This is a genomic window from Streptomyces sp. NPDC050564 (assembly GCF_044457265.1).
Classification (GTDB): Bacteria; Actinomycetota; Actinomycetes; order Streptomycetales; family Streptomycetaceae; genus Streptomyces.
Genome location: NZ_JBITGS010000022.1, coordinates 130,203 through 150,860 on the forward strand (window position 1 = coordinate 130,203; position 20,658 = coordinate 150,860).

A 20,658-nucleotide genomic window follows, 5' to 3' on the forward strand; every position below is an offset into this window, starting at 1 on the left:
ACCCCGTCCCGAGAGGCGAGCGACGATGTGGAAGCTGTGCACGCCGACGGGGGCGGCAGGGGTGGCGCGGGTGGTCGACACGCCGGTGCGGGTGGCTCGGGCGATACGGGTGATTCGGGTGATTCGGGCGACGCAGGTGGAGCTGTTGGTGCGGGCCGCACTGGTGATGGCGCCCGCAAGCCCACCGCCTCCACTGCCTCCCCCGCCCCCACTACCCCTCCGGCCTCCTCTCCGGCATCCCCAGGGCGTCGTCGCGCCGTGGACCCCGTGAAAGCCCTGATGCATCGACACCGTGAGCTCTGCGAGCGGGCCGTGGACCCGTTGGAGATCGCGGCGGGTCTGGAGGCGCACGGGGTGACCGACAGGACCGCCGCGCGCTTCCGGCACCGGGACGTGTTCTCGCTCGCCGAGGAGATGTACGCGCGCGTGGCACGCGACGGGGAGGCCGCGCCCCGCCCGGAGACCCCGGAGCGCCCCGGCGCGCGCGCCGACTGGGCGGCGCTGGCTCTGGTGCCGGGCGCCCTCTGCGTGGCAGCCGTGGTGGGGCTGCGGATCACCGACGGCCGACCGCGCCTCGCGGTCGCAGCGGTCGGTGCCCTGGCCGTGGCGTTCGGCCTGCGGGTCGCCCTCCGTCGCGGCCCCCTGAGCTCCGGCCACCGCACAACGGGAGCCACGCGCGCGTGGACGTGCTGGCTCATCGCATACGCCCTCCTCGGTGACGGACTGCTGGGCGCCGGCCTCGACGGCGGCCCCGACGGCCCCTGGCCCCTGGCCACCGCACCGGTACTGGCCCTCGCACTGGCCTGTGCCCCGGCAGCCTGGTGCGCCCATCTCTTCGCCGTACGCGCGAGCCGACGACTGACCGCGAGCCGCGGCCTCAAGGAGTTCGCCGCCTCCGTACAGCCCCTGCTCCTCGGGGTGTTCGGCCTGTTCCTGTGCGCCCTCGTCGGGCTGCTCGCGCTGTGCGGCGCCGCGCTGGGCGAGCCCGCGGCGTTCGCCGGAGCCGGTGCCCTCGGCGCACTGCTCCTGCTTGCCCGACTGCTCACAGCGCGAGGCTTCACGCACGCCCCGGCGGTCGTGCTCGCCGTAGCGGGCGCGGCCGAGGCGACGGCCCTGGCCACGGTCTTCGCGGGCCGCCTCCCCGGCTGCTCATTCCTGGTCACCCCCGTCGACACCGTCGTCGGCGCCTGGGGACCGGGCGCCGTACCGGTCCTGGTGTGCGGCGCGGCAGCGGTCGTCCTCCTCATCCACTCGACGCGCACCCTCACCCGGGCCTCGGCCCACGCGACGCGGCCGGGCGAGCCGCCGTGACGGGCCACCGGAGCGCAGGCACGCGCCTTGTTGCCGCGGACGCAAGCCCCACGCACCCGCTGTCATCGAACCGGCGGAGGGGGCCGTACGGGCACATCGAGTGCCCGTTCCTCACCTCAGCCGAGTTGAGCGGGGCAGAAGCGCCCGCCCCGCAACGGGCGGATGTACCGGCACGACCCCGCCCCACCCCCGACCGCACGCACCCTGCGAGGCCGGCGAGGACGCACGACGCCCCAGCCGACCGCATGGCGCCCCCCTGCGGCCGCGAGAACGCCCGGCGGCTGCAATCACAAGCTCGCAGGTGCCCCACCACGGAGGCGCCCGCACCCCTCTCCCGCGGGGCCGACACCGCGGGCCCTCGCCCCGACCTACGGCATCACCTCGAAGGAGAACGCCAGATGATCACCTCCCGAACCGGAGAATCCGCCCCGGGAGCCGCCCGATGAGGGTCCTGCTGATCGGAGCCAACGGATATCTGGGCCGATTCGTCGCCGACAGACTGCTCGCCGACCCGGCCGTACAGCTCACCGCGCTCGGCCGGGGTGACGACGCCGACGTGCGGTTCGACCTCGCCTCGGGCAGCCCCGGCGCGCTCACCCGTTTCCTGGACGCGGTGCACCCCGGGGTCGTCATCAACTGCGCGGGCGCCACCCGCGGCGGCGCCCGCGACCTGACCCGGCACAACACCGTCGCCGTCGCCACCGTCTGCGAGGCCCTGCGCCGCAGCGGCTGCGGGGCACGGCTCGTCCAGATCGGCTGCGGCGCAGAGTACGGGCCCAGCCAGCCCGGCTCCTCCACCGCCGAGGATGCCGTACCGCGCCCGGGCGGCCCCTATGGCGTGAGCAAGCTCGCCGCCACCGAACTCGTCCTCGGCTCCGGCCTGGACGCCGTCGTGCTCCGCGTCTTCTCGCCCGCGGGTCCCGGCACCCCCGCCGGATCCCCGCTCGGCCGCCTCGCCGAGGCCCTGCGCCGCGCCATGCAGTCGGGCGACGGCGAACTCAAGCTCGGCGGCCTCGGCGTCCAGCGCGACTTCATCGACGTACGCGACGTCGCCCGCGCCGTGCACGCCGCCTCCCTCTCCGCCGCACAAGGCGTGATCAACATCGGTTCGGGCCGTGCCGTACGTCTCCGCGACGCCGCTGCCGTCCTCGCGCGCGTGGCCGGCTACGGCGGGGCCCTGCACGAACTCGACGGGCCTCCCGGACCCATGAGGCCATCCATCGGCCACCCCCGCACCGAACCAGACCACGCGGCCCCGGTCGCGTACCCCTATCCGGACGGCTGCGGCAGCTGGCAGCAGGCCGACGTGCGCACTGCACGCGACCGGCTCGGCTGGCGGCCCCGGATCAACCTCGAGGAATCCCTCGCCGACATCTGGATGGAGGCGGCATGCCGTATCTGACCAGCACCGCAGCAAGCACCGCGAGCACCGACTTAGGCCTCGGTTTCGGCATTCCCGGCTATGCGCACCCCCTCGTCGCTCCCGTGGAGTGGGGCGAACTCGCCCGCCCCGGCACCCCCTTGCACTGGGTCGTCCTGAACGTGGCGGGCGGCCCCGGAACGCGCCCCGACCCGCACTGCCTGGAGGCCGCCGGACGGCTGCGCAACGCGGGGGTCCGGATCCTCGGGCACCTGGACACCACCTACGGCGCACGCAGCTTCGGCGAGCTGATCTCCGACGCCCACCGGTATCTCGACTGGTACCGGGCCGACGGCTTCCTCCTGGGCCGATGCCCCACCGAGCGGGCCGCGCTCCCCGAGGTCCGCCGCACGATCACCACGCTCCGCGCACTCCGTGACGGCGCGCACATCGTGCTGGGCCACGGCGGCCACCCCTACCCCGGGTATGCGGAGAACGCCGACCAGTTGGTGACGTTCTCCGGCCCCTGGAGCGACTACCGCTGGTCGCAGGTCGCCGAGTGGACCGCCGACTATCCACCCGAGCGCTTCTGCCACTTTGTCCACGGTGTGCCGCGCGGCCACCTGGACGAGGCGCTGCGCATCGCCCGCTGGCAGGGCGCCTCGACGATTTACTTCACCGACCGTACGGACCAGGGCGGTCGAGTCGACCCCTGGGAGACGATGCCCGGCTACTGGGACGAAATCGTCTCGCGGATCGGAACGGGTGTCTCGGAATGAAGAAGGGCGTGGCAGTGTTACAGGGAGAACAACTGTAGTGATTGACCGACCAACGGAGCCCCCGTGTCGCTGCCACCCCTGGTCGAGCCAGCTCCTGAGCTCACCGTAGACGAGGTCCGCAGGTACTCCCGCCACCTGATCATCCCCGACGTGGGCATGGACGGGCAGAAGCGGCTGAAGAACGCCAAGGTGCTCTGTGTGGGCGCCGGCGGCCTCGGATCGCCGGCGCTGATGTACCTGGCCGCCGCGGGCGTGGGCACGCTCGGCATCGTGGAGTTCGACGAGGTCGACGAGTCGAACCTGCAGCGCCAGATCATCCACAGCCAGGCGGACATCGGCCGCTCCAAGGCCGAGTCGGCCCGCGACTCCGTGCTGGGCATCAACCCGTACGTGAACGTGATCCTTCACGAAGAGCGGCTCGAAGCCGAGAACGTGATGGACATCTTCAGCCAGTACGACCTGATCGTCGACGGCACGGACAACTTCGCGACCCGCTACCTGGTCAACGACGCGTGTGTGCTCCTGAACAAGCCGTACGTGTGGGGCTCGATCTACCGCTTCGACGGTCAGGCCTCGGTCTTCTGGTCCGAGTACGGTCCCTGCTACCGCTGCCTCTACCCGGAGCCCCCGCCGCCGGGCATGGTTCCCTCCTGCGCCGAGGGCGGCGTGCTGGGCGTGCTGTGCGCGTCCATCGGCTCCATCCAGGTCACCGAGGCGATCAAGGTCCTCACCGGCACGGGCGAGGCGCTCGTCGGCCGTCTGATGATCTACGACGCCCTGGAGATGCAGTACCGCCAGGTCAAGGTCCGCAAGGACCCGAACTGCGCGGTCTGCGGCGAGAACCCCACCGTCACCGAGCTCATCGACTACGAGGCCTTCTGCGGTGTCGTGTCCGAGGAGGCTCAGGAGGCGGCCGCCGGCTCGACGATCACTCCCAAGCAGCTCAAGGAGTGGATCGACGACGGTGAGAACATCGAGATCATCGACGTCCGCGAGATCAACGAGTACGAGATCGTCTCGATCCCCGGCGCCAGGTTGATCCCGAAGAACGAGTTCCTCATGGGCACCGCCCTGGAGACCCTGCCGCAGGACAAGAAGATCGTCCTGCACTGCAAGACGGGTGTCCGCAGTGCGGAGGTCCTCGCCGTCCTGAAGTCCGCGGGCTTCTCGGACGCGGTCCACGTCGGCGGCGGCGTGATCGGCTGGGTCAACCAGATCGAGCCGGACAAGCCGGTGTACTAGGCGTACACCTTCTTCGGAGGAGGGGCTCGGCACTGCAGGTGCCGGGCCCCTTTCCGCTGCCCGCGGGGTCATGAGCGCCATGTTCCGTCGTGCGACGTGCGGCGTTGCCCGCACGACGCCCCGCGCCGTTGTGCGCGGGGCGATCCACGTGGCCCCGGGCAGGTGCCGCCGACCGGCAGGGACTCCGGCAGGGACTGCTACGACGCGCAGACCTTGCCGTCCTTCGGCACCGTCCCCTTCAGCAGATAGCTGTTCACGGTCGAGTCGACGCAGTCGCTGCCGCTCCCGTACGCCCCATGACCCTCGCCCTTCCAGGTGAGCTCGACTCCGACGCCCTTGCCCAACTCGTCGGCCATCCTGCGGGCGCCCTCGTACGGCGTCGCCGGATCCCCGGTGTTGCCGACGACCAGGATGGGCTCGGCTCCCGGCGCGCTGACCTCCGGGTTGTCGTACTGACCGGCCACCGGCCAGTCGTGGCACCAACCCGCCGTGTCCCAGCCCATGAAGTCCCCGAAGACGGGCGAGATCTTCTCGAACTCGGGCAGCAGCTTCTTCGTCTCCTCGGGTGTCGGCCGCTGCTTGTCGTCCAAGCACGATATGACCCGTTGCGCATGCGTCGTCGTGCCGTAGTGCCCCGTGGAGTCACGGTCGTTGTAACCGTCGGCCAACTCCAGCAGCTGCGAACCGTCCCCGTCCTCTGCGTCCTTGAGGGCGCTGGTCAGGCGTGGCCAGCCCTCCTTGCTGTACAGCGGCAGGACGATGCCGGTGAGCGCGAGAGTCTGAGTGAGTTTGCGGCCACTGGATGTCGGCAGCGGCTTGGCATCGATCCGGTTCAGCAGGTCCACGATCTTCTGGGAACCCTGCTTCGGGTCCTGACCCGTGGACTTGAGGTAGTCGTCCAGTGCGCGCTGGAAGCCCAGGGTCTGGTTCTTGGCGTGGCCCACCGTGTCGGCACTCGGGTCGACGACGGCGTCCAGGATGAGACGGCCCACGTTCTTGGGGAACAAGTGGGCGTACACCCCGCCGAGTTCGGTGCCGTAGGAGATGCCGAAGTAGTGCATCTTCTGGTCGCCGAGAACTTGGCGCATCAGGTCCATGTCGCGGGCCGTGTCTGTCGTCGAGACGTGTGACAGCAGCTTTCCCGCGGCCTTCTCGCAGCCCTTGCCGAAGTCGGCGGCGTCCTTGAAGTACGCCGCTTCCTCGGTCGCGTCGTCCGGCGTGGCATCCACCGACTCGGCGGCCTGGATCGCCTTGTCGCCGCGGCAGCGCACCCCCTCGCTGGCGGCGACGCCGCGCGGGTCCCAGCTCACCAGGTCGTATCGCTCGTGGAGCGGACCCACGACGCTTTCGTACGCGGGCATCGTGGAGACGCCCGAGCCGCCGGGGCCGCCGAAATTGAACAGGAGGGAGCCGATGTGCTTGCTCTGGCCGCCGGTGGCCTTCGAACGGATCAGCGCGAGGCCGATCGTCCCGCCGTCCGGTTTCGCGTAGTCCAGGGGCACCTTCAGCGTGGCGCACTGCCAGCCGCTGCCCGGTGCGGGGGAGTTCGAACTTCCCTTGCAGCGGCCCCAGTCGAGCTTCTGCGAGGTGAGCGAGGAGGGCAGACCCGAGGTCGTGCCCGAAGAAGGCGCGGCGGCCGACGGCGTATCGCTGTTCTTCCCCTCGTCCGTGCCGTCCCCCGACGAGCCGCTGCCACAGCCGACCACCAGCAATGCGGCGGCCGCCGCGGCTGTCCACCGTGCCAAACGTGTCATGAGCTTCCCCCTCGCCCGTGATCCGCTCGAAGTCGCGGATCACATGCAAGCCATATTAGGCGTCGTCGGTCAGCCGCCACCGATCCCTGTGGATAACCCTTTGACCTGCATCTTCTATGAGCAGACGGTCCCGGCCGGCGGTACGGTCCCCTCCAGCAGGTAGCCGTTCACTGCGCCTTGCACGCACTTGTTCTTGCTGTCGTACGCCCCGTGCCCCTGGCCCTTGTACGTCAGCTCGACGCCGACTCCCTTGCCCAGCGCGTCCACCATCTTCTTCGCACCCTCGTACGGTGTGGCCGGGTCGCCGGTGTTGCCGACGACGAGGATCGGCGCCGCACCGGCGGCGCTGACGTTCGGGTGGTCGGCCGCGCCCGCCACGGCCCAGTCGGTGCAGCTGAGCATGCCCCAGGCCAGATAGTCGCCGAACAGCGGCGAGGCGGCCCGGAACTCCGGAAGCTTCGACTCCACGAAGCTCGAGGTGTAACGCGGCTTGTCGTCGGCGCAGTTGATGGAGATGTTCGCCGGGACGATGTTGCTGTACTGGCCGTTCTCGCTGCGGCCGTTCATCGAGTCGGACAGCAGCATCAACACCTTGCCGTCGCCGTCGTACGCCTGCTCAAGGCCCTCCGTCAGGTACTCCCAGAAGTCCTTGGAGTACAGCGCCTGAGCGATGCCGTTCGTCGCGGCGGTCTGGGTGAGCTGGCGAGGGAAGACACCGGGGATCGGCTTGCTGTCGAGGTCCTTCAGCAGTTTGGCGATGCGGTCCTTGACGTCCTGCGGGGTGTCGCCGATCGGGCAGTCCTCGGTCTTCGATGTGCAGTCCTCGGCGAAGTTGTTCAGGGCGAGCTGGAAGCCCTGGGCCTGTCCCAGCGAGCTCTGCTCGGGGTTCTGCGTCGGGTCGACGACTGCGTCGAAGACGGCGCGTCCCACCTTCTTGGGGAACAAGTGGGCGTAGACGCCGCCCAGTTCGGTGCCGTACGAGATACCGAAGTAGTACAGCTTGGGGTCGCCGAGCACCTGCCGCATCAGGTCCATGTCGCGGGCCGCGTCGGTCGTGCGTACGTGGGGGAGCATCTTGCCGGAGTTGTTCTCGCAGGCCGCGTTGAACGTCTTGGTGTTCTGCAGGAGCTTCTGCTGCTCGGCGGTGTCGTCCGGGGTGGCGTCCTGCTGGAAGAACTCGTCGAGCTGGCTGTCGTCCTCGCACTTCACGCCCGCGCTGCGGCCGACCCCGCGCGGGTCGAAGCTCACCAGGTCGTAGCGGGTGCGCAGCTTGGCGTAGTCCTCGCCGAAGGCAGGCAGTGTGGTGACGCCCGAGCCGCCCGGCCCGCCGAAGTTGAAGATCAGCGAGCCGATGCGCTTGCTGGGGTCGCCGCTCGTCTTCGCCCGGATCAGCGCGAGCCCGATCGTGCTGCCCTTGGGCTTGGCCCAGTCCAGAGGCGCTTTCAGGGTGGCGCACTGCCACTCCGTACCGCCCGGCAGGGGTGAGGGAGCGTTGCCTCCGCCCTCGGACTCGGACGGTGCCGGGCACTCCTTCCAGTTCAGCTTCTGAGCCGTCAGGTCCTCCTCCTTGGAGCTGCCGTCGCTGCAACCCGCCATCAAGGAGAACAGCACGACGGCGGTGACGGTCAGGGCGGCGGCGCGCAGCTGGGGAGGGTTCGGCATGTTCCCATCCTGCGGGCGTGCGGTGCGGGACGCTCGGGGCACGAGCCGTGTGGGTGAGGGCCCGCCTTGGGGCCGTGCAAGATGGCCAGTGGGCCCGTCGGGATGGCCAGCGGACGCGGACGACGGCCCGTGGACTCGTGCGAATGGCTCCGTGCGCGGCCTACAGCGCGCCCTTACGTGTCAGGTGGTTGAAGAACAGCCATCCCGGCAGCACCGGAAGCCACAGAGTCAGCAGCCGGTAAAGGAGCACCGCGGGCGCCGCGACCTCCTTGGGGAGGCCGACGGCGATCAGACCGAGCGTGAGGCTGGCCTCGACTGCACCCACGCCGCCGGGGGTCGGCGCCGCCGAGCCCAGCGCATTGCCGGCGAGGAAGACGACGGCGACGCTGGCGAGGCTGAGTGTGGTGGTCTCCTCGTGGCCGAACGCTCGGATCGAGGCGTCCAGGCACATCACGAAGCAGGCGGTGAGCAGCAACATGCCACCGATGCCGGTGACCAGCTTCTGCGGCCGCTGGAGCACATCGAGCATGCGCGGTACGACGCCCGCGAACAGCGACCTCACGCGCGTGACGATGAATTTGCGCAGGAAGGGCACCGACGTCACCACGAGAACCAGCACCGCGACCGTCAGCAGACCCGCGATGACCGTGCGGGACGGCGACAAGGACGGCGTCTTCTCGGTGCCGGTCAGATAGCCGAAGGACAGGAGCATCAGGATGTGGCAGCCGAGCCCGAACAGCTGCGACGCGCCGACGCTCGCCACCGCGAGCCCCGGCCGCACCCCGGCGCGCTGCAGGAAGCGCGTGTTCAGGGCGACGCCGCCGACCGCCGCGGGGGCCACGATCTTCACGAACGAGCCGGCGACCTGCGCCGCGACGGTCCGCAGGAACGGCACCCGCTCGGGCACGAAGCCGAGCAGGCTCATCGCCGCCGCGAAGTAGCTGACCGCCGAGAACAGCACAGCCGCGGCGACCCAGCCCCACTCGGCGCTGTCGAACAGTGTCCCGAACTCGATATGGGTGAGCTGCGTCAGCAGGAAGTACGCGCCGATCGCGCCGGCGATGAAACTGATGAGGGTGCGCGGCCGGACACGCTCCAGGCGGGCCGGTTCGACCGGTGCCTGCGGCCTGATCAGCAGTACCTGGTGGCGGATCTGGGTGAGCAGATCCTCCTCGCGCGCCTCGTCCAGAGCCTCGTCGATCGCCCGCTTCTCGGCCCGCTGCTCGGCGCGTACGGCCTTCTTGCCGGGCTTTTCCAGTGCGACCGCGGTGTCTTCCTTGGCTTCCTCGGCTCGAGCGAGCTTGTCCTGCCGGGAAGCCTCCAGCACGGCGTCCCGCTCGCGCTGTGCGCGCTCCCGGGCCAGTTTCCGCAGCGTCGCGCGCGTGGAGCGCGAGAGCGCGATCGGCTGCAGCATCGGCAGGCAGTCGGCGACCGCGTCCGGGCCGAGTACGCCCACCGCCGACGCCACCGCGCGCTCCGCACCCACGCGCAGTCCGAGCGTGGTGACCAGCTGGGCGATGTCCATGCGCAGCAGCAGGTCCCCGGCCGCGATCTCGCCGCCGCGCATATCGGTGAGGACCACCGTGCCGGAACGATCCACCAAAATCGCGTCGCCCGCGAGTCTGCGGTGCGCGATGCGCCGGGACTGCAGTGCCTGCACCTGATGCCAGGTGTCGCGCAGCAGATCGTCGGTGATGAACTCGTCGGGCAGCGAGTCGAGGGTGCGGCCACCGGTGTGCTCGTAGACGAGCATCACGGCGTCCGGACCGAGTTCGGAGGTCGCGATCAGCTTGGGCGCGTTCGCCCCGGCCGCGATGGCCGCGTACGCGAGGAGGGCCTCCTGCTCCAGAGCCTGACGCAGCGACTGGAGGCTGCGGCGCGTGGTGATGCCGCGCAGCGTCAGCCGGCGCCACACACGGTAGAAGAAGCCCTGCGCCTGCTGCTCACGGTCGACCACCGTGACGTCCAGCGGCGGGCCGTCCTCCAGGGTGACGAAGTAGCGTCGGCCGCGGTCGCCGTTCTCCGTGGATTCCGGCGCCTCCTCGCGGGCCGCGCTCACCGGGTGGAAGCCAACATGCCGAAGGCCCGCCATCAGCGTCCGTCCGGTGGGTCGCACGTTCGGTGAGCCGACCGCGTACAGCGTCCCGTACGCGACGGTCCAGCCGATCAGCACCGTCAGGATGATCGAGAACGGCGTCGTATAGCCGGTGACCAGCATGGAGAAGGCGTCCAGGAGCAGCACCACCCACAGCACCGCGCGCCAGCGCGGTCTGCGGGACATGCCGACGGCCGTCATGTACGCGATGACCGGCGCGAGATAGCCGTGCACGGGGTCGGTGAGGGCGTGGATGTCACCCGGCGAGGGCTGGGTGAGCGCCTCCTGGATGGAGTCCGGGGCGGCCTTCGCGACCCACAGGTCCGTGGCGAGTGTCACTCCGTGCGCCAGCACCGCGGCGAGGACACCGTCGGCGATGCGCAGCCCGTCCCGTTTGATCAGCCGCTCGATGGCGAAGGCGACGGGCACCAGGAGGATCGCGATGCTGGACGCCAGACCCGCGATCTTGATCAGCAGATCGGGTGCCTGGCCCGTGCCCTTGTTGATGTCCTGTTCGAGACCCGAGGTGGTGCCGTGCGCGAACGCGGCGATCGCGAGCAGCACGACGATCGCAAGGAAGCCGACCAGGAGCCGCATCAGGTCGGAGGGACGGTGCACGCGCGCGGGGAGCAGCGGTTCGTCGCCCTCGACCTCGTCGGCGGGGGTCTCGTCGGCACAGTCCGAACCCTGCTTGACCTGCTGCGTCTCGTTTTCGTACGTCTTAGGGGCGCGCTTTGTGGACGCCGTGGAGGCGGACTCGCTCGTCTTGGCGGTCGTGGGCTCGGCCTTCGCCCCGCTCGCGTCCTTGTCGCCGACGCCGTCGGTGTCCGGGCGCGACGAGGCCTCGGAGGTGCCCTCCGCGTCTTCGGGGTGCACGCCCTGCTGCCTCATCGTCTCTTCTTGATCTCGTATCACCAGTCACCGCCCGCACGATGGTGGCATGCCCGACCGACACACGGGGGCATCAGGGTGCAAATGCGGGGGCGCACAGTCTGCCCCAAGTGTCGCCGCGGGGCGAGGGATGCACACAGTCGTGACCGCGTCACGTTGTCGGTGGGGTGGGGCAGGATGGGGCGGATGAGCGAGGAGAGCCTTCCGGTGGACGCCCTGCCGGAGTACGCGGAGCGGGTCCTTGAGGTCGCCGAGCTGATCCCGCCCGGACGCGTCATGACGTACGGCGACGTCGCCGAATGGCTGGAGGAGGGTGGGCCGCGCCAGGTGGGCCGTGTGATGGCCCTCTACGGAGGAGCGGTGCCCTGGTGGCGTGTCATACGCGCCGACGGCGTGCTGCTCCCGGGCCACGAACTGGAGGCGCTGGCCCACTACCGCGACGAGGGCACGCCTCTGAAGGAGGCGAGCAGGGCCTCCGAGGGGCATCTGCCGCGCGTCGACATGAGACGGGCGCGATGGGACGGCGGCGAGCGCGCGGAAGGTCACACCTGACAGCTTCCGGCATCGGACGGGCGGAAGGGGAACCTGTGGCCCGTACGAGGGAAATGAGGCACATCCGTGACATGCCGTACGTTCGTGGAGCGAGGGACGCACGTGGCCTGAGGGAAGAAGGGGAAGCCCTCCTTCCAGGAAGCCCACCGGCGTAGCGTCGTCGAGGCGCATCCTCCTCACCCTGCGGCCAGCGCCCTCCACACGCGGCAGTCCTCCCGGCCGTCGCCCGACCACCACCCCTCAACGACGGCGCTCCGCGCCGGCAGTGACAAACCGCACAACCACCAGGACCGGCGAACCACGTGAGCTCCTCTTCTTCCACCAGGCGCCTGACGCACCCCCAGGTGCGCCAGGGGGCCCGCGGCGCGTACCGACTGGTGCGTACCCCGCCGGCCCGGGTGGATCCCCCTCGTCTTGACGCAGGGCAGCGCGCGGTGGTTGACCACGGGAGCGGTCCGCTGCTCGTTCTCGCAGGTCCGGGCACTGGCAAGACGACCACGCTCGTCGAGTCCGTGGCCGCTCGGATCGCGCGGGGCGGCGACCCGGAGCGGGTCCTGGTGCTCACGTTCAGCAGGAAGGCTGCCGTCGAGCTGCGCGACCGCATGGCGCTGCGCATGGGGGCCGCTCGCGCGCCCCAGGCCACCACCTTCCACTCCTTCTGCTACGCCTTGGTCCGCGCCCACCAGGACAGCGACCTGTTCGTGGAGCCCCTGAGACTGCTGTCCGGTCCAGAGCAGGACGTGGCGGTGCGCGAGCTGCTCGCGGGCCAGCCCGGCCTGGAGCGCCTCGGCCTCGCTCATGTGCGCTGGCCGGACGAGCTGCGCGCCTGTCTGACCACCCGCGGCTTCGCCGACGAGGTCCGCGCGGTGCTCGCCCGCAGTCGCGAACTGGGGCTGAGCCCCGACGCCCTGGACGCCTTCGCCAGGCGCATCGGCCGCCCCGACTGGGGAGCGGCGGCCGCCTTCCTCGCCGAGTACCTCGACGTCCTGGACATGCAAGGAGTGCTCGACTACGCGGAACTGGTCCACCGCGCGGTGCTCCTCGCCCGGCGTCCCGAGGTCGCCGAGCGCCTCGCCGCCCAGTACGACGCCGTCTACGTGGACGAGTACCAGGACACCGACCCCGCGCAGGTTCGGCTGCTGCGAGCCCTCGCGGGCGGCGGACGCACCCTCGTCGCCTTCGGTGACCCCGACCAGTCGATCTACGCCTTCCGGGGCGCCGATGTGAACGGCATCCTGGACTTCCCCGACGCCTTTCCGCGCGCGGACGGCCGCCCGGCGCCGGTCGAGGTCCTCCGGACGTCCCGCCGCTCGGGAGCCGCCCTGCTGGCCGCCACCCGCCTGCTCACCCAGCGCATGCCGCTGACCCGCCTTCCGGCGGAGAAGGTACGCGCCCACCGAGAGCTGTCTCCGGTACGGGACGGTGGCCGCGTCGAGGCCTACACGTATCCGACGTCCGGCACCGAGCTCGACAACATCGCGGACATCCTGCGCCGCGCCCACCTGGAGGACGAGGTTCCCTGGGGAGATATGGCAGTCCTGGTGCGCGCGGGCTCCCGCACCATTCCCACAATCCGGCGGGCGCTCACCGCGGCGGGGGTGCCGCTCGACATCGACGGCGACGATCTGCCGCTGCGACACGAGCCCGCGGTCGCGCCGCTGCTGACGGCGTTGCGGGCGGTGGCACAAGCAGAGCAGGGTGAGCAGACGGAGTCCAGGGAAGAAGCAGTCCTCGCGGAGGAAGCAGAGCCCAGGGCCGGGGAGGAAGCAGAGCTGGGTGAGGGCTCCGGCACCGAGCCCGCCGTATCGGTGGAGGCCGAGCCCGATGCATCGGTGGAGGCCGGGCCCGCGGTACCCGCGGAAGGCCCCGGTGCCCGTGCCGTGGACGAGCCCGAAGAGAGCGCCGACTCCGAAGCGTCCGCAGCGCCGCCCTGGCTCGACACCGAAACCGCGCTGACCCTGCTCGCCTCGCCCCTCGCTAGCATGGACGCCGCCGACCTGCGGCGCCTGGGCCGAGCACTGCGCGAGGAGGAGCGCGCCGCAGGCAACCTCGTACCGCCGCCGTCCGACGATTTGCTCGCCCGCGCGCTGGCCGAACCGGAGCGACTCGTCGCGCACGACCCGGCGTACGCCCGAGGGGCCCAGCGCCTCGGCGCGCTGCTGCGCAAGGCACGGGAGCGCCTCGCGGGTGGCGGGACGGCCGAGGAGGCGCTCTGGGATCTGTGGGAGGGCACACCGTGGCCGCAGCGCCTGGAGCGGGCCGCCCGCCGTGGCGGCGCGGCCGGGCGCAACGCCGACCGGGATCTCGACGCCGTGTGCGCGCTGTTCGCGACCGCGGCGCGCGCGGAGGAGCGCACCGGGGGCCGGGGCGCCCTCAACTTCCTGGAGGAGATCGAGGCCGAGGACATTGCCGCCGACACGCTCACCCGCAGAGCCGTACGCCCCGACGCCGTACGCCTGATGACCGCGCACCGCTCCAAGGGCCTGGAGTGGCGCCTCGTCGTTGTCGCGGGCGTCCAGGAGGGCCTGTGGCCGGATCTTCGTCGCCGCGGCTCCCTGCTGGAGGCGGACCGCATCGGACGCGACGGGCTGGCCGAACCTCTTACGCCCGGAGCACTCCTCTCCGAAGAGCGCCGCTTGTTCTACGTGGCCGCCACGCGCGCGAGAGAACGCCTCGTCGTCACCGCGGTGAAGGCCCCTGCCGACGATGGCGACCAGCCCTCCCGTTTCCTCACCGAACTCGGCGTCGAACCCAAGGACGTGACCGGCCGTCCGCGCCGCCCGCTGTCCGTCGCCGCGCTGGTCGCCGAGCTGCGCGCCACGACCGTCGACCCGCGCGTCTCGGACACCCTCAGACAGGCGGCGGCACAGCGCCTCGCCCGGCTCGCCGCGCTCGCCGACGAGGACGGTCGGCCCCTGGTCCCGTCCGCGCACCCCTACCGCTGGTGGGGCATGTACGAGCCGACCGAGAGCAAGGTCCCGCTGCGCAATCGCGACCAGCCGGTCGTGCTCTCCGGAAGCGCCCTCGATCAGCTCGCCAACACCTGTGCCCTGCAGTGGTTCCTGGGCCGCGAGGTGAAGGCCGACGCGCCGGCCACGGCCGCCCAGGGATTCGGCAATGTGGTGCACGTCCTGGCCGACGAGGTCGCGTCGGGACGCACCCCCGCCGACCTCGCCGTCCTCATGGAGCGCCTCGACTCCGTGTGGAACGCGCTCGCCTTCGACGCCCCGTGGAAGTCGGTGCAGGAGAAGGAGCACGCGCGTGTGGCGCTCGAGCGCTTCCTGAAGTGGCACGTCGTGGATCGCACGGGCCGTACGCCGGTGGCCAGCGAGCACGACTTCGACGTGACCCTCGAAGCGGGGTCCTACGAAGTACGCATCCGCGGCTCCATGGACCGTGTCGAGGCGGACACCGAAGGCCGCGCCTACGTGGTCGACTTCAAGACCGGCAAGCAGGCGCCGAGCGCCGCCGAGGTGGCGCACCACCCGCAGCTCGCCGTCTACCAGCTTGCTGTCGGCGAGGGTGCGGTCGACGACGCCTTCGACGGCGTACGCCCTGAACCGGGCGGCGCCGAACTCGTCCAGCTGCGCCAGGGCGCCGCCAAGAAGAGCGGCGGCGAGACCCTCCCCAAGGTGCAGGCCCAGGAGCCCCTGGAGGGCGAGTGGGTGGGCGATCTCCTGGCCACGGCCGCCGGCAAGGTCCTCGACGAGCGGTTCTCGCCGACTGCGGGACAACACTGCACACACTGCGCTTTCCGGGCGTCGTGCAGTGCTCGACCGGAGGGGCGGCACGTGGTCGACTGAGGTGCCCGCGGGGCCTCTCGTGGTCGAGTGATGTACGGCACCACGTGTGCTGACCAGCGGTTCTTTCGCCTCGGTGGTCGATGTGGCCCCCGCTGTCAGTGGGCGCCGCTAGCCTCTCTGAGGTGTCCGCCCGTATCACCGATCCCGAGCAGCTCAAGGAGCTCCTCGGCATCCCGTTCACCCCGGAGCAGACGGCCTGCATCACCGCACCGCCCGCCCCTCAGGTGATCGTGGCCGGAGCCGGTTCGGGCAAGACCACGGTGATGGCGGCGCGTGTGGTGTGGCTGGTCGGCACCGGACAGGTCGCTCCCGAGCAGGTGCTCGGCCTGACGTTCACCAACAAGGCCGCGGGTGAACTCGCCGAGCGCGTCCGCAAGGCGCTCATCAAGGCTGGTGTCACCGACCCGGACGTGATCGACCCCGACAACCCGCCGGGCGAGCCCGTCATCTCCACGTACCACGCCTTCGCGGGCCGCCTGCTGACCGACCACGGGCTGCGCATAGGCCTCGAACCGACGTCCCGCCTGCTCGCCGACGCCACCCGCTACCAGCTCGCCGCGCGCGTGCTGCGCGAGGCGCCAGGACCGTACCCGGCGCTGACCCGTTCCTTCCCCGACCTGGTCGGCGACCTCCTCACACTCGACTCCGAGCTCGCCGAACACCTCGTACGCCCCGAGGACCTGCGCGCGTACGACGCCGAGCTGCTGCGTTCCCTGGAGGGCGCCGAACTCACCAACGCCGACCTGCGCAAGGTCCCCGAGGCGGCCGCGGCCCGGCGTGCACTCGCCGAGCTGGTGGGCCGCTACCGCGCGGCCAAGCGTGAGCGCGACCTCCTCGACTTCGGCGACCAGATCGCCCTTTCGGCCACGCTCGCCCGCACCCGGTCCGAAGTCGGAGAGATCCTGCGCGACGAGTTCCGCGTGGTCCTGCTGGACGAGTACCAGGACACCTCGGTGGCCCAACGCGTCCTGCTCGCCGGTCTCTTCGGCACCGGCACCGGTCACCCGGTGACCGCGGTCGGCGACCCCTGCCAGGCGATCTACGGCTGGCGCGGCGCCTCCGTCGCCAACCTCGACGACTTCCCCGAGCACTTCGCGCACCCCGACGGCCGCCCCGCGACACGCCAGGCGCTCAGCGAGAACCGCCGCAGCGGCGGCCGCCTCCTCGACCTCGCCAACGGCCTCGCGGAGCCCCTGCGCGCCATGCACGCGGGCGTGGAGGCCCTGCGCCCCGCACCCGGAGCCGAGCGCGACGGCGTGGTCCGCTGCGCGCTGCTGCGCACCCATGCCGAGGAGATCGACTGGCTCGCCGACTCCCTCGCCCATCTCGTGCGCACGGGCAAGTCGCCCGGCGAGATCGCGGTCCTGTGCCGTACGGCCACCGACTTCGCCGAGATCCAGGGAGCGCTCGTCGCCCGCGACATCCCGGTCGAGGTGGTGGGCCTCTCCGGGCTGCTGCACCTTCCCGAGGTCGCGGATCTCGTCGCAGTCTGTGAGGTCCTCCAGGACCCGGGAGCCAACGCCTCCCTGGTACGCCTCCTCACCGGTCCGCGCTGGCGGATCGGCCCGCGCGACCTCGCCCTGCTGGGGCGGCGTGCTCGCCTCCTCGTGTCCCACGCGCGCGTGGGGTCCGACGAGGACCCGGACCGCCGGCTCGCCGCAGCGGTCGAGGGGGTCGATCCGTCGGAGGTGATATCACTCGCCGACGCGCTCGACACGTTCCTGGAGATGCCCATCGAGGCCGAAGGGGACGACGACGGGCTGCCCTTCTCGCCGGACGCCCGGGTGCGGTTCGCGCGGCTCGCCGCCGAGCTGCGCGACCTGCGCCGCTCCCTCGCCGACCCGCTGATGGACGTCCTGCACCGGGTGCTCGCCGTCACCGGCTTGGAGGTTGAGCTCTCCGCGTCGCCGCACGCCCTGGCCGCCCGCCGCCGCGAGACCCTGTCGAACTTCCTGGACATCGCCGCGTCCTTCGCCGCGGGCGACGGAGAGGCGACCCTGCTGGCCTTTCTCGGCTTCCTGCGCACCGCCGCGCAGTACGAGAAGGGCCTCGACAATGCCTTGCCCGGTGGCGAGAACACCGTCAAGGTGCTGACCGCGCACAAGTCCAAGGGCCTGGAATGGGACGTCGTCGCGGTCCCCGGCCTCGTCACCGGCACCTTCCCCAGCACCCAGGGCCGCGAGAAGTGGACCGCCCAGGGCAAGGTCCTGCCGCACGAGCTGCGCGGCGACGCCGACACTCTGCCCGACATCGAAGTCTGGGACGCCAAGGGCATCAAGGCCTTCCACGAGGCCATGAAGGACCATCAGCACACCGAGGAACTCCGCCTCGGCTACGTCACCTTCACCCGCCCCCGCTCGCTCCTGCTCGGCTCCGGCCACTGGTGGGGCCCCTCCCAGAAGAAACCCCGCGGTCCCTCGGACTTCCTGCAAGCACTGCACGAGCACTGCGCGGCCGGACACGGTGAGATCGAGGTCTGGGCGGACGAGCCCGCGGAGGGCGAGGAGAACCCCGCGCTGCGCGAGGCGGCCGCAGACCACGCGTGGCCGCTCCCGCTCGACGACATGGCACTCGCGCGCCGCCGTGCGGCCGCGGAGACCGTGCTCGCCCACCTTGAGCGGGTGGCGTCGCACGAGGAGGCCCACCCCGGGGCCGCGGGGGACCGAACCAGGGCTGCCCACGACCCGTCCTCGTACGACGATCCGGACTGGCCGCCTCCGCCGGAGGACGACGACTTCCCCTACGACGATTCCCCCTACGGGGAGGACGGCTTCCCCGACGAAGACGACTCCGACTGGGACGCCTGGACGACGGACCGCGCGACGGACGGCCCGACGGACCGCGCGCCCGCCCGCCCGACGGTTCCGCACCAGGCGCCCGCCCCGGAGGCTCGTTCCCACCCCGAGGAGCCCGAGGAGCCCTCACACCTCACCCCCGAAGAGGCCCGCACCCTCGCCTCCTGGGACCGTGACCTGGACGCGCTGACCGGAGAGCTCCTGCGCGCCCGCGCGAGCGTCACGGACGTACCCCTGCCACCGTCGCTCACCGCGTCGCAGCTGCTGCGCCTGGCCGCCGACCCGGATGGCTTCGCGCAGGAGCTGGCACGCCCCATGCCGCGCCCCCCGCAGCCCGCCGCGCGCCAGGGCACCCGCTTCCACGCCTGGGTCGAGTCCCGCTTCGAAGAGCTGCGGCTGCCCATGCTGGAGCCGGAGGAGCTGCCCGGCAGCGAGGCCGAGATCGCCGACGAGCGTGACCTGGAGGCCCTCAAGGACGCCTTCGAGCGCACTCCGTACGCGCACCGGACTCCGTATCGCGTCGAGGCGCCCTTCCAGCTCGCGATCGCGGGACGTGTCGTACGCGGCCGTATCGACGCCGTCTACAGGGAAGGCGACGGCGACGGGACGACATACGAGATCGTCGACTGGAAGACCGGCCGCGGCCGTACCGCCGATCCCCTTCAGCTCGCGCTCTACCGTCTCGCCTGGGCCGAACAGCACGGCGTGCCCCTGGAGTCCGTCAAGGCCGCGTTCTTGTACGTCCGCAGCGGCGAGGTCGTCCGACCGGGCCACCTCCCGGACCGTGCCGCCCTGGAGCGGCTGCTCATCGAAGACCCAGCAGGCCCACAAGAAGGGGCTCCCGGGGAACCGCCGGACGAACACGCCCCTGTGGGCGGATAGGCTCGTGAGCATGAGCAAGCCCGTTGACAGCGCCGTCAGCACCGTCCGCACGTACATCCAGAACCACCGCACCGCCTTCCTCGACGACCTCGCGGAGTGGCTGCGCATCCCCTCGGTGTCGGCACAGCCCGACCACGCCGCGGACGTGGCGCGCAGCGCCGACTGGCTTGCCGCCAAGCTCCGGGAGACCGGCTTCCCGACTACCGAGGTCTGGCCGACTGCGGGCGCCCCGGCCGTCTTCGCCGAGTGGCCCTCCGAGGACCCGGGAGCGCCTACGGTCCTGGTCTACGGGCACCACGACGTGCAGCCCGCCGCCCGTGAGGACGGCTGGGACACGGAGCCCTTCGAGCCGGTGATGCGTGGAAACCGCCTCTACGCGCGCGGGGCTGCCGACGACAAGGGCCAGGTGTTCTTCCACACACTCGGCGTCCGCGCCCACCTCGCCGCCACTGGACGCACCGCCCCCGCCGTCCACCTCAAGCTCCTGATCGAGGGCGAGGAGGAATCCGGCTCCCCGCACTTCCGTGACCTCGTCGAAGCGAAGGCACAGCGGCTGATCGCCGACGCCGTGATCGTCTCCGACACCGGCATGTGGTCCGAGGACACCCCCACGGTGTGCACCGGGATGCGCGGCCTCGCGGAGTGCGAGATCGAGCTGTACGGCCCCGACCAGGACATCCACTCCGGATCCTTCGGCGGTGCCGTGCCCAACCCGGCGACCGTCGCCGCCCGACTCGTCGCGGCCCTGCACGACGAGCACGCGCGCGTGGCCGTACCCGGCTTCTACGAAGGCATCGCCGAACTCACCGACCAGGAGCGCGAGCTCTTCGCCGAGCTGCCCTTCGACGAGGAGCGGTGGCTGCGTACGGCCAAGTCGACAGCCACCCACGGAGAGGCCGGACACACCACCCTGGAGCGCATCTGGGCCCGCCCGACCGCCGAGGTCAACGGCATCGGCGGCGGCTACCAGGGCCCGGGCAGCAAGACGATCATCCCGTCCTCGGCCATGGTGAAGCTCTCCTTCCGGCTGGTCGCGGGACAGGACCCCGAGCACATCGAGAAGGCCGTACGCGCCTGGGCCGCCGAGCAGGTGCCCGCGGGCATCCGGTGCGAGATCACGTTCGGCGCGGCCACGCGCCCGTGTCTGACGCCACTGGGCCACCCGGCCCTCCAGTCCGTCGTACGGGCGATGGGACGGGCCTTCGAGCAACCGGTCCGTTTCACCCGTGAGGGCGGCTCGGGACCCGCGGCCGACCTCCAGGAAGTCCTCGGTGCCCCCGTGCTCTTCCTGGGCATCTCCGTCCCCTCGGACGGTTGGCACGCTCCCAACGAGAAAGTCGAGCTCGATCTCCTCATGAAGGGCGTCGAAACCACCGCCCACCTGTGGGGCGATCTGGCCGAAAACTGGCGCGAGGCACACTGAACAGGCACCCACGAAGAAGACGATCCACGTCCTGAAGAGCGCCCCGCACCACCGCACCGCCGTACGTCCTGCTGAACCGCCCGCCGAAATAACCGTTCCACCGGGGGAG

Annotated in this window: 11 protein-coding genes; 8 read left to right on the top strand and 3 right to left on the bottom strand. The window is 71.2% G+C overall.

The window, feature by feature from the left end:
• Positions 1–279: 279 nt before the first annotated feature.
• From ACIBK0_RS31600 to moeZ, 4 genes are all read left to right on the top strand, one after another.
• Positions 280–1,311 carry a hypothetical protein gene (locus tag ACIBK0_RS31600; RefSeq protein ID WP_399087416.1) on the top strand — a complete coding sequence of 344 codons (1,032 nt, stop codon included), beginning with the start codon at positions 280–282 and terminating at the stop codon, positions 1,309–1,311.
• Positions 1,312–1,753: 442 nt separating this feature from the next.
• The gene (locus ACIBK0_RS31605; RefSeq protein ID WP_399087418.1) at positions 1,754–2,713 is read left to right on the top strand and encodes an NAD-dependent epimerase/dehydratase family protein; all 960 of its coding nucleotides are present in this window, start codon (positions 1,754–1,756) and stop codon (positions 2,711–2,713) included.
• Complete coding sequence (locus ACIBK0_RS31610) at positions 2,701–3,450, top strand: spherulation-specific family 4 protein (protein WP_399087420.1); 750 nt, start codon at positions 2,701–2,703, stop codon at positions 3,448–3,450. Before ACIBK0_RS31605 ends, ACIBK0_RS31610 begins: the two co-directional genes overlap by 13 nt.
• 63 nt (positions 3,451–3,513) lie before the next feature.
• A complete protein-coding gene (gene moeZ / locus ACIBK0_RS31615) occupies positions 3,514–4,692 on the top strand; it encodes an adenylyltransferase/sulfurtransferase MoeZ (RefSeq protein ID WP_399087422.1) in 1,179 nt (392 codons plus the stop codon).
• 197 nt (positions 4,693–4,889) lie between these two features.
• Here moeZ and ACIBK0_RS31620 read toward each other — a convergent pair whose 3' ends face one another.
• From ACIBK0_RS31620 to ACIBK0_RS31630, 3 genes are all read right to left on the bottom strand, one after another.
• A complete protein-coding gene (locus tag ACIBK0_RS31620; protein WP_399087424.1) occupies positions 4,890–6,446 on the bottom strand; it encodes an alpha/beta hydrolase in 1,557 nt (518 codons plus the stop codon).
• 114 nt (positions 6,447–6,560) lie between these two features.
• Positions 6,561–8,108 (bottom strand): alpha/beta hydrolase, encoded by a 1,548-nt coding sequence (locus tag ACIBK0_RS31625; protein ID WP_399087426.1) that lies wholly within the window; start codon positions 8,106–8,108, stop codon positions 6,561–6,563.
• A gap of 160 nt (positions 8,109–8,268) precedes the next feature.
• Positions 8,269–11,094 carry a lysylphosphatidylglycerol synthase domain-containing protein gene (locus ACIBK0_RS31630; RefSeq protein WP_399087428.1) on the bottom strand — a complete coding sequence of 942 codons (2,826 nt, stop codon included), beginning with the start codon at positions 11,092–11,094 and terminating at the stop codon, positions 8,269–8,271.
• 186 nt (positions 11,095–11,280) lie between these two features.
• Here ACIBK0_RS31630 and ACIBK0_RS31635 point away from each other — a divergent pair, with 186 nt between their 5' ends.
• From ACIBK0_RS31635 to ACIBK0_RS31650, 4 genes are all read left to right on the top strand, one after another.
• The gene (locus tag ACIBK0_RS31635) at positions 11,281–11,646 is read left to right on the top strand and encodes an MGMT family protein (protein ID WP_399087430.1); all 366 of its coding nucleotides are present in this window, start codon (positions 11,281–11,283) and stop codon (positions 11,644–11,646) included.
• 302 nt (positions 11,647–11,948) lie between these two features.
• A complete protein-coding gene (locus tag ACIBK0_RS31640; RefSeq protein WP_399087432.1) occupies positions 11,949–15,449 on the top strand; it encodes an ATP-dependent helicase in 3,501 nt (1,166 codons plus the stop codon).
• A 122-nt stretch (positions 15,450–15,571) separates the two neighbouring features.
• A complete protein-coding gene (locus ACIBK0_RS31645; RefSeq protein WP_399087434.1) occupies positions 15,572–19,126 on the top strand; it encodes a UvrD-helicase domain-containing protein in 3,555 nt (1,184 codons plus the stop codon).
• Positions 19,127–19,136: 10 nt separating this feature from the next.
• A complete protein-coding gene (locus tag ACIBK0_RS31650; protein WP_399087436.1) occupies positions 19,137–20,549 on the top strand; it encodes a dipeptidase in 1,413 nt (470 codons plus the stop codon).
• Positions 20,550–20,658 lie beyond the last annotated feature (109 nt).

What these genes read in the sequence shown, in the direction of transcription:
- ACIBK0_RS31600 (WP_399087416.1), top strand. Translation starts at nt 280, where the DNA reads ATGCATCGACACCGTGAGCTCTGCGAGCGGGCCGTGGACCCGTTGGAG.
- ACIBK0_RS31605 (WP_399087418.1), top strand. Translation starts at nt 1,754, where the DNA reads ATGAGGGTCCTGCTGATCGGAGCCAACGGATATCTGGGCCGATTCGTC.
- ACIBK0_RS31610 (WP_399087420.1), top strand. Translation starts at nt 2,701, where the DNA reads ATGCCGTATCTGACCAGCACCGCAGCAAGCACCGCGAGCACCGACTTA.
- ACIBK0_RS31620 (WP_399087424.1), bottom strand. Translation starts at nt 6,446, where the DNA reads ATGACACGTTTGGCACGGTGGACAGCCGCGGCGGCCGCCGCATTGCTG.
- ACIBK0_RS31625 (WP_399087426.1), bottom strand. Translation starts at nt 8,108, where the DNA reads ATGCCGAACCCTCCCCAGCTGCGCGCCGCCGCCCTGACCGTCACCGCC.
- ACIBK0_RS31630 (WP_399087428.1), bottom strand. Translation starts at nt 11,094, where the DNA reads ATGAGGCAGCAGGGCGTGCACCCCGAAGACGCGGAGGGCACCTCCGAG.
- ACIBK0_RS31635 (WP_399087430.1), top strand. Translation starts at nt 11,281, where the DNA reads ATGAGCGAGGAGAGCCTTCCGGTGGACGCCCTGCCGGAGTACGCGGAG.
- ACIBK0_RS31650 (WP_399087436.1), top strand. Translation starts at nt 19,137, where the DNA reads ATGAGCAAGCCCGTTGACAGCGCCGTCAGCACCGTCCGCACGTACATC.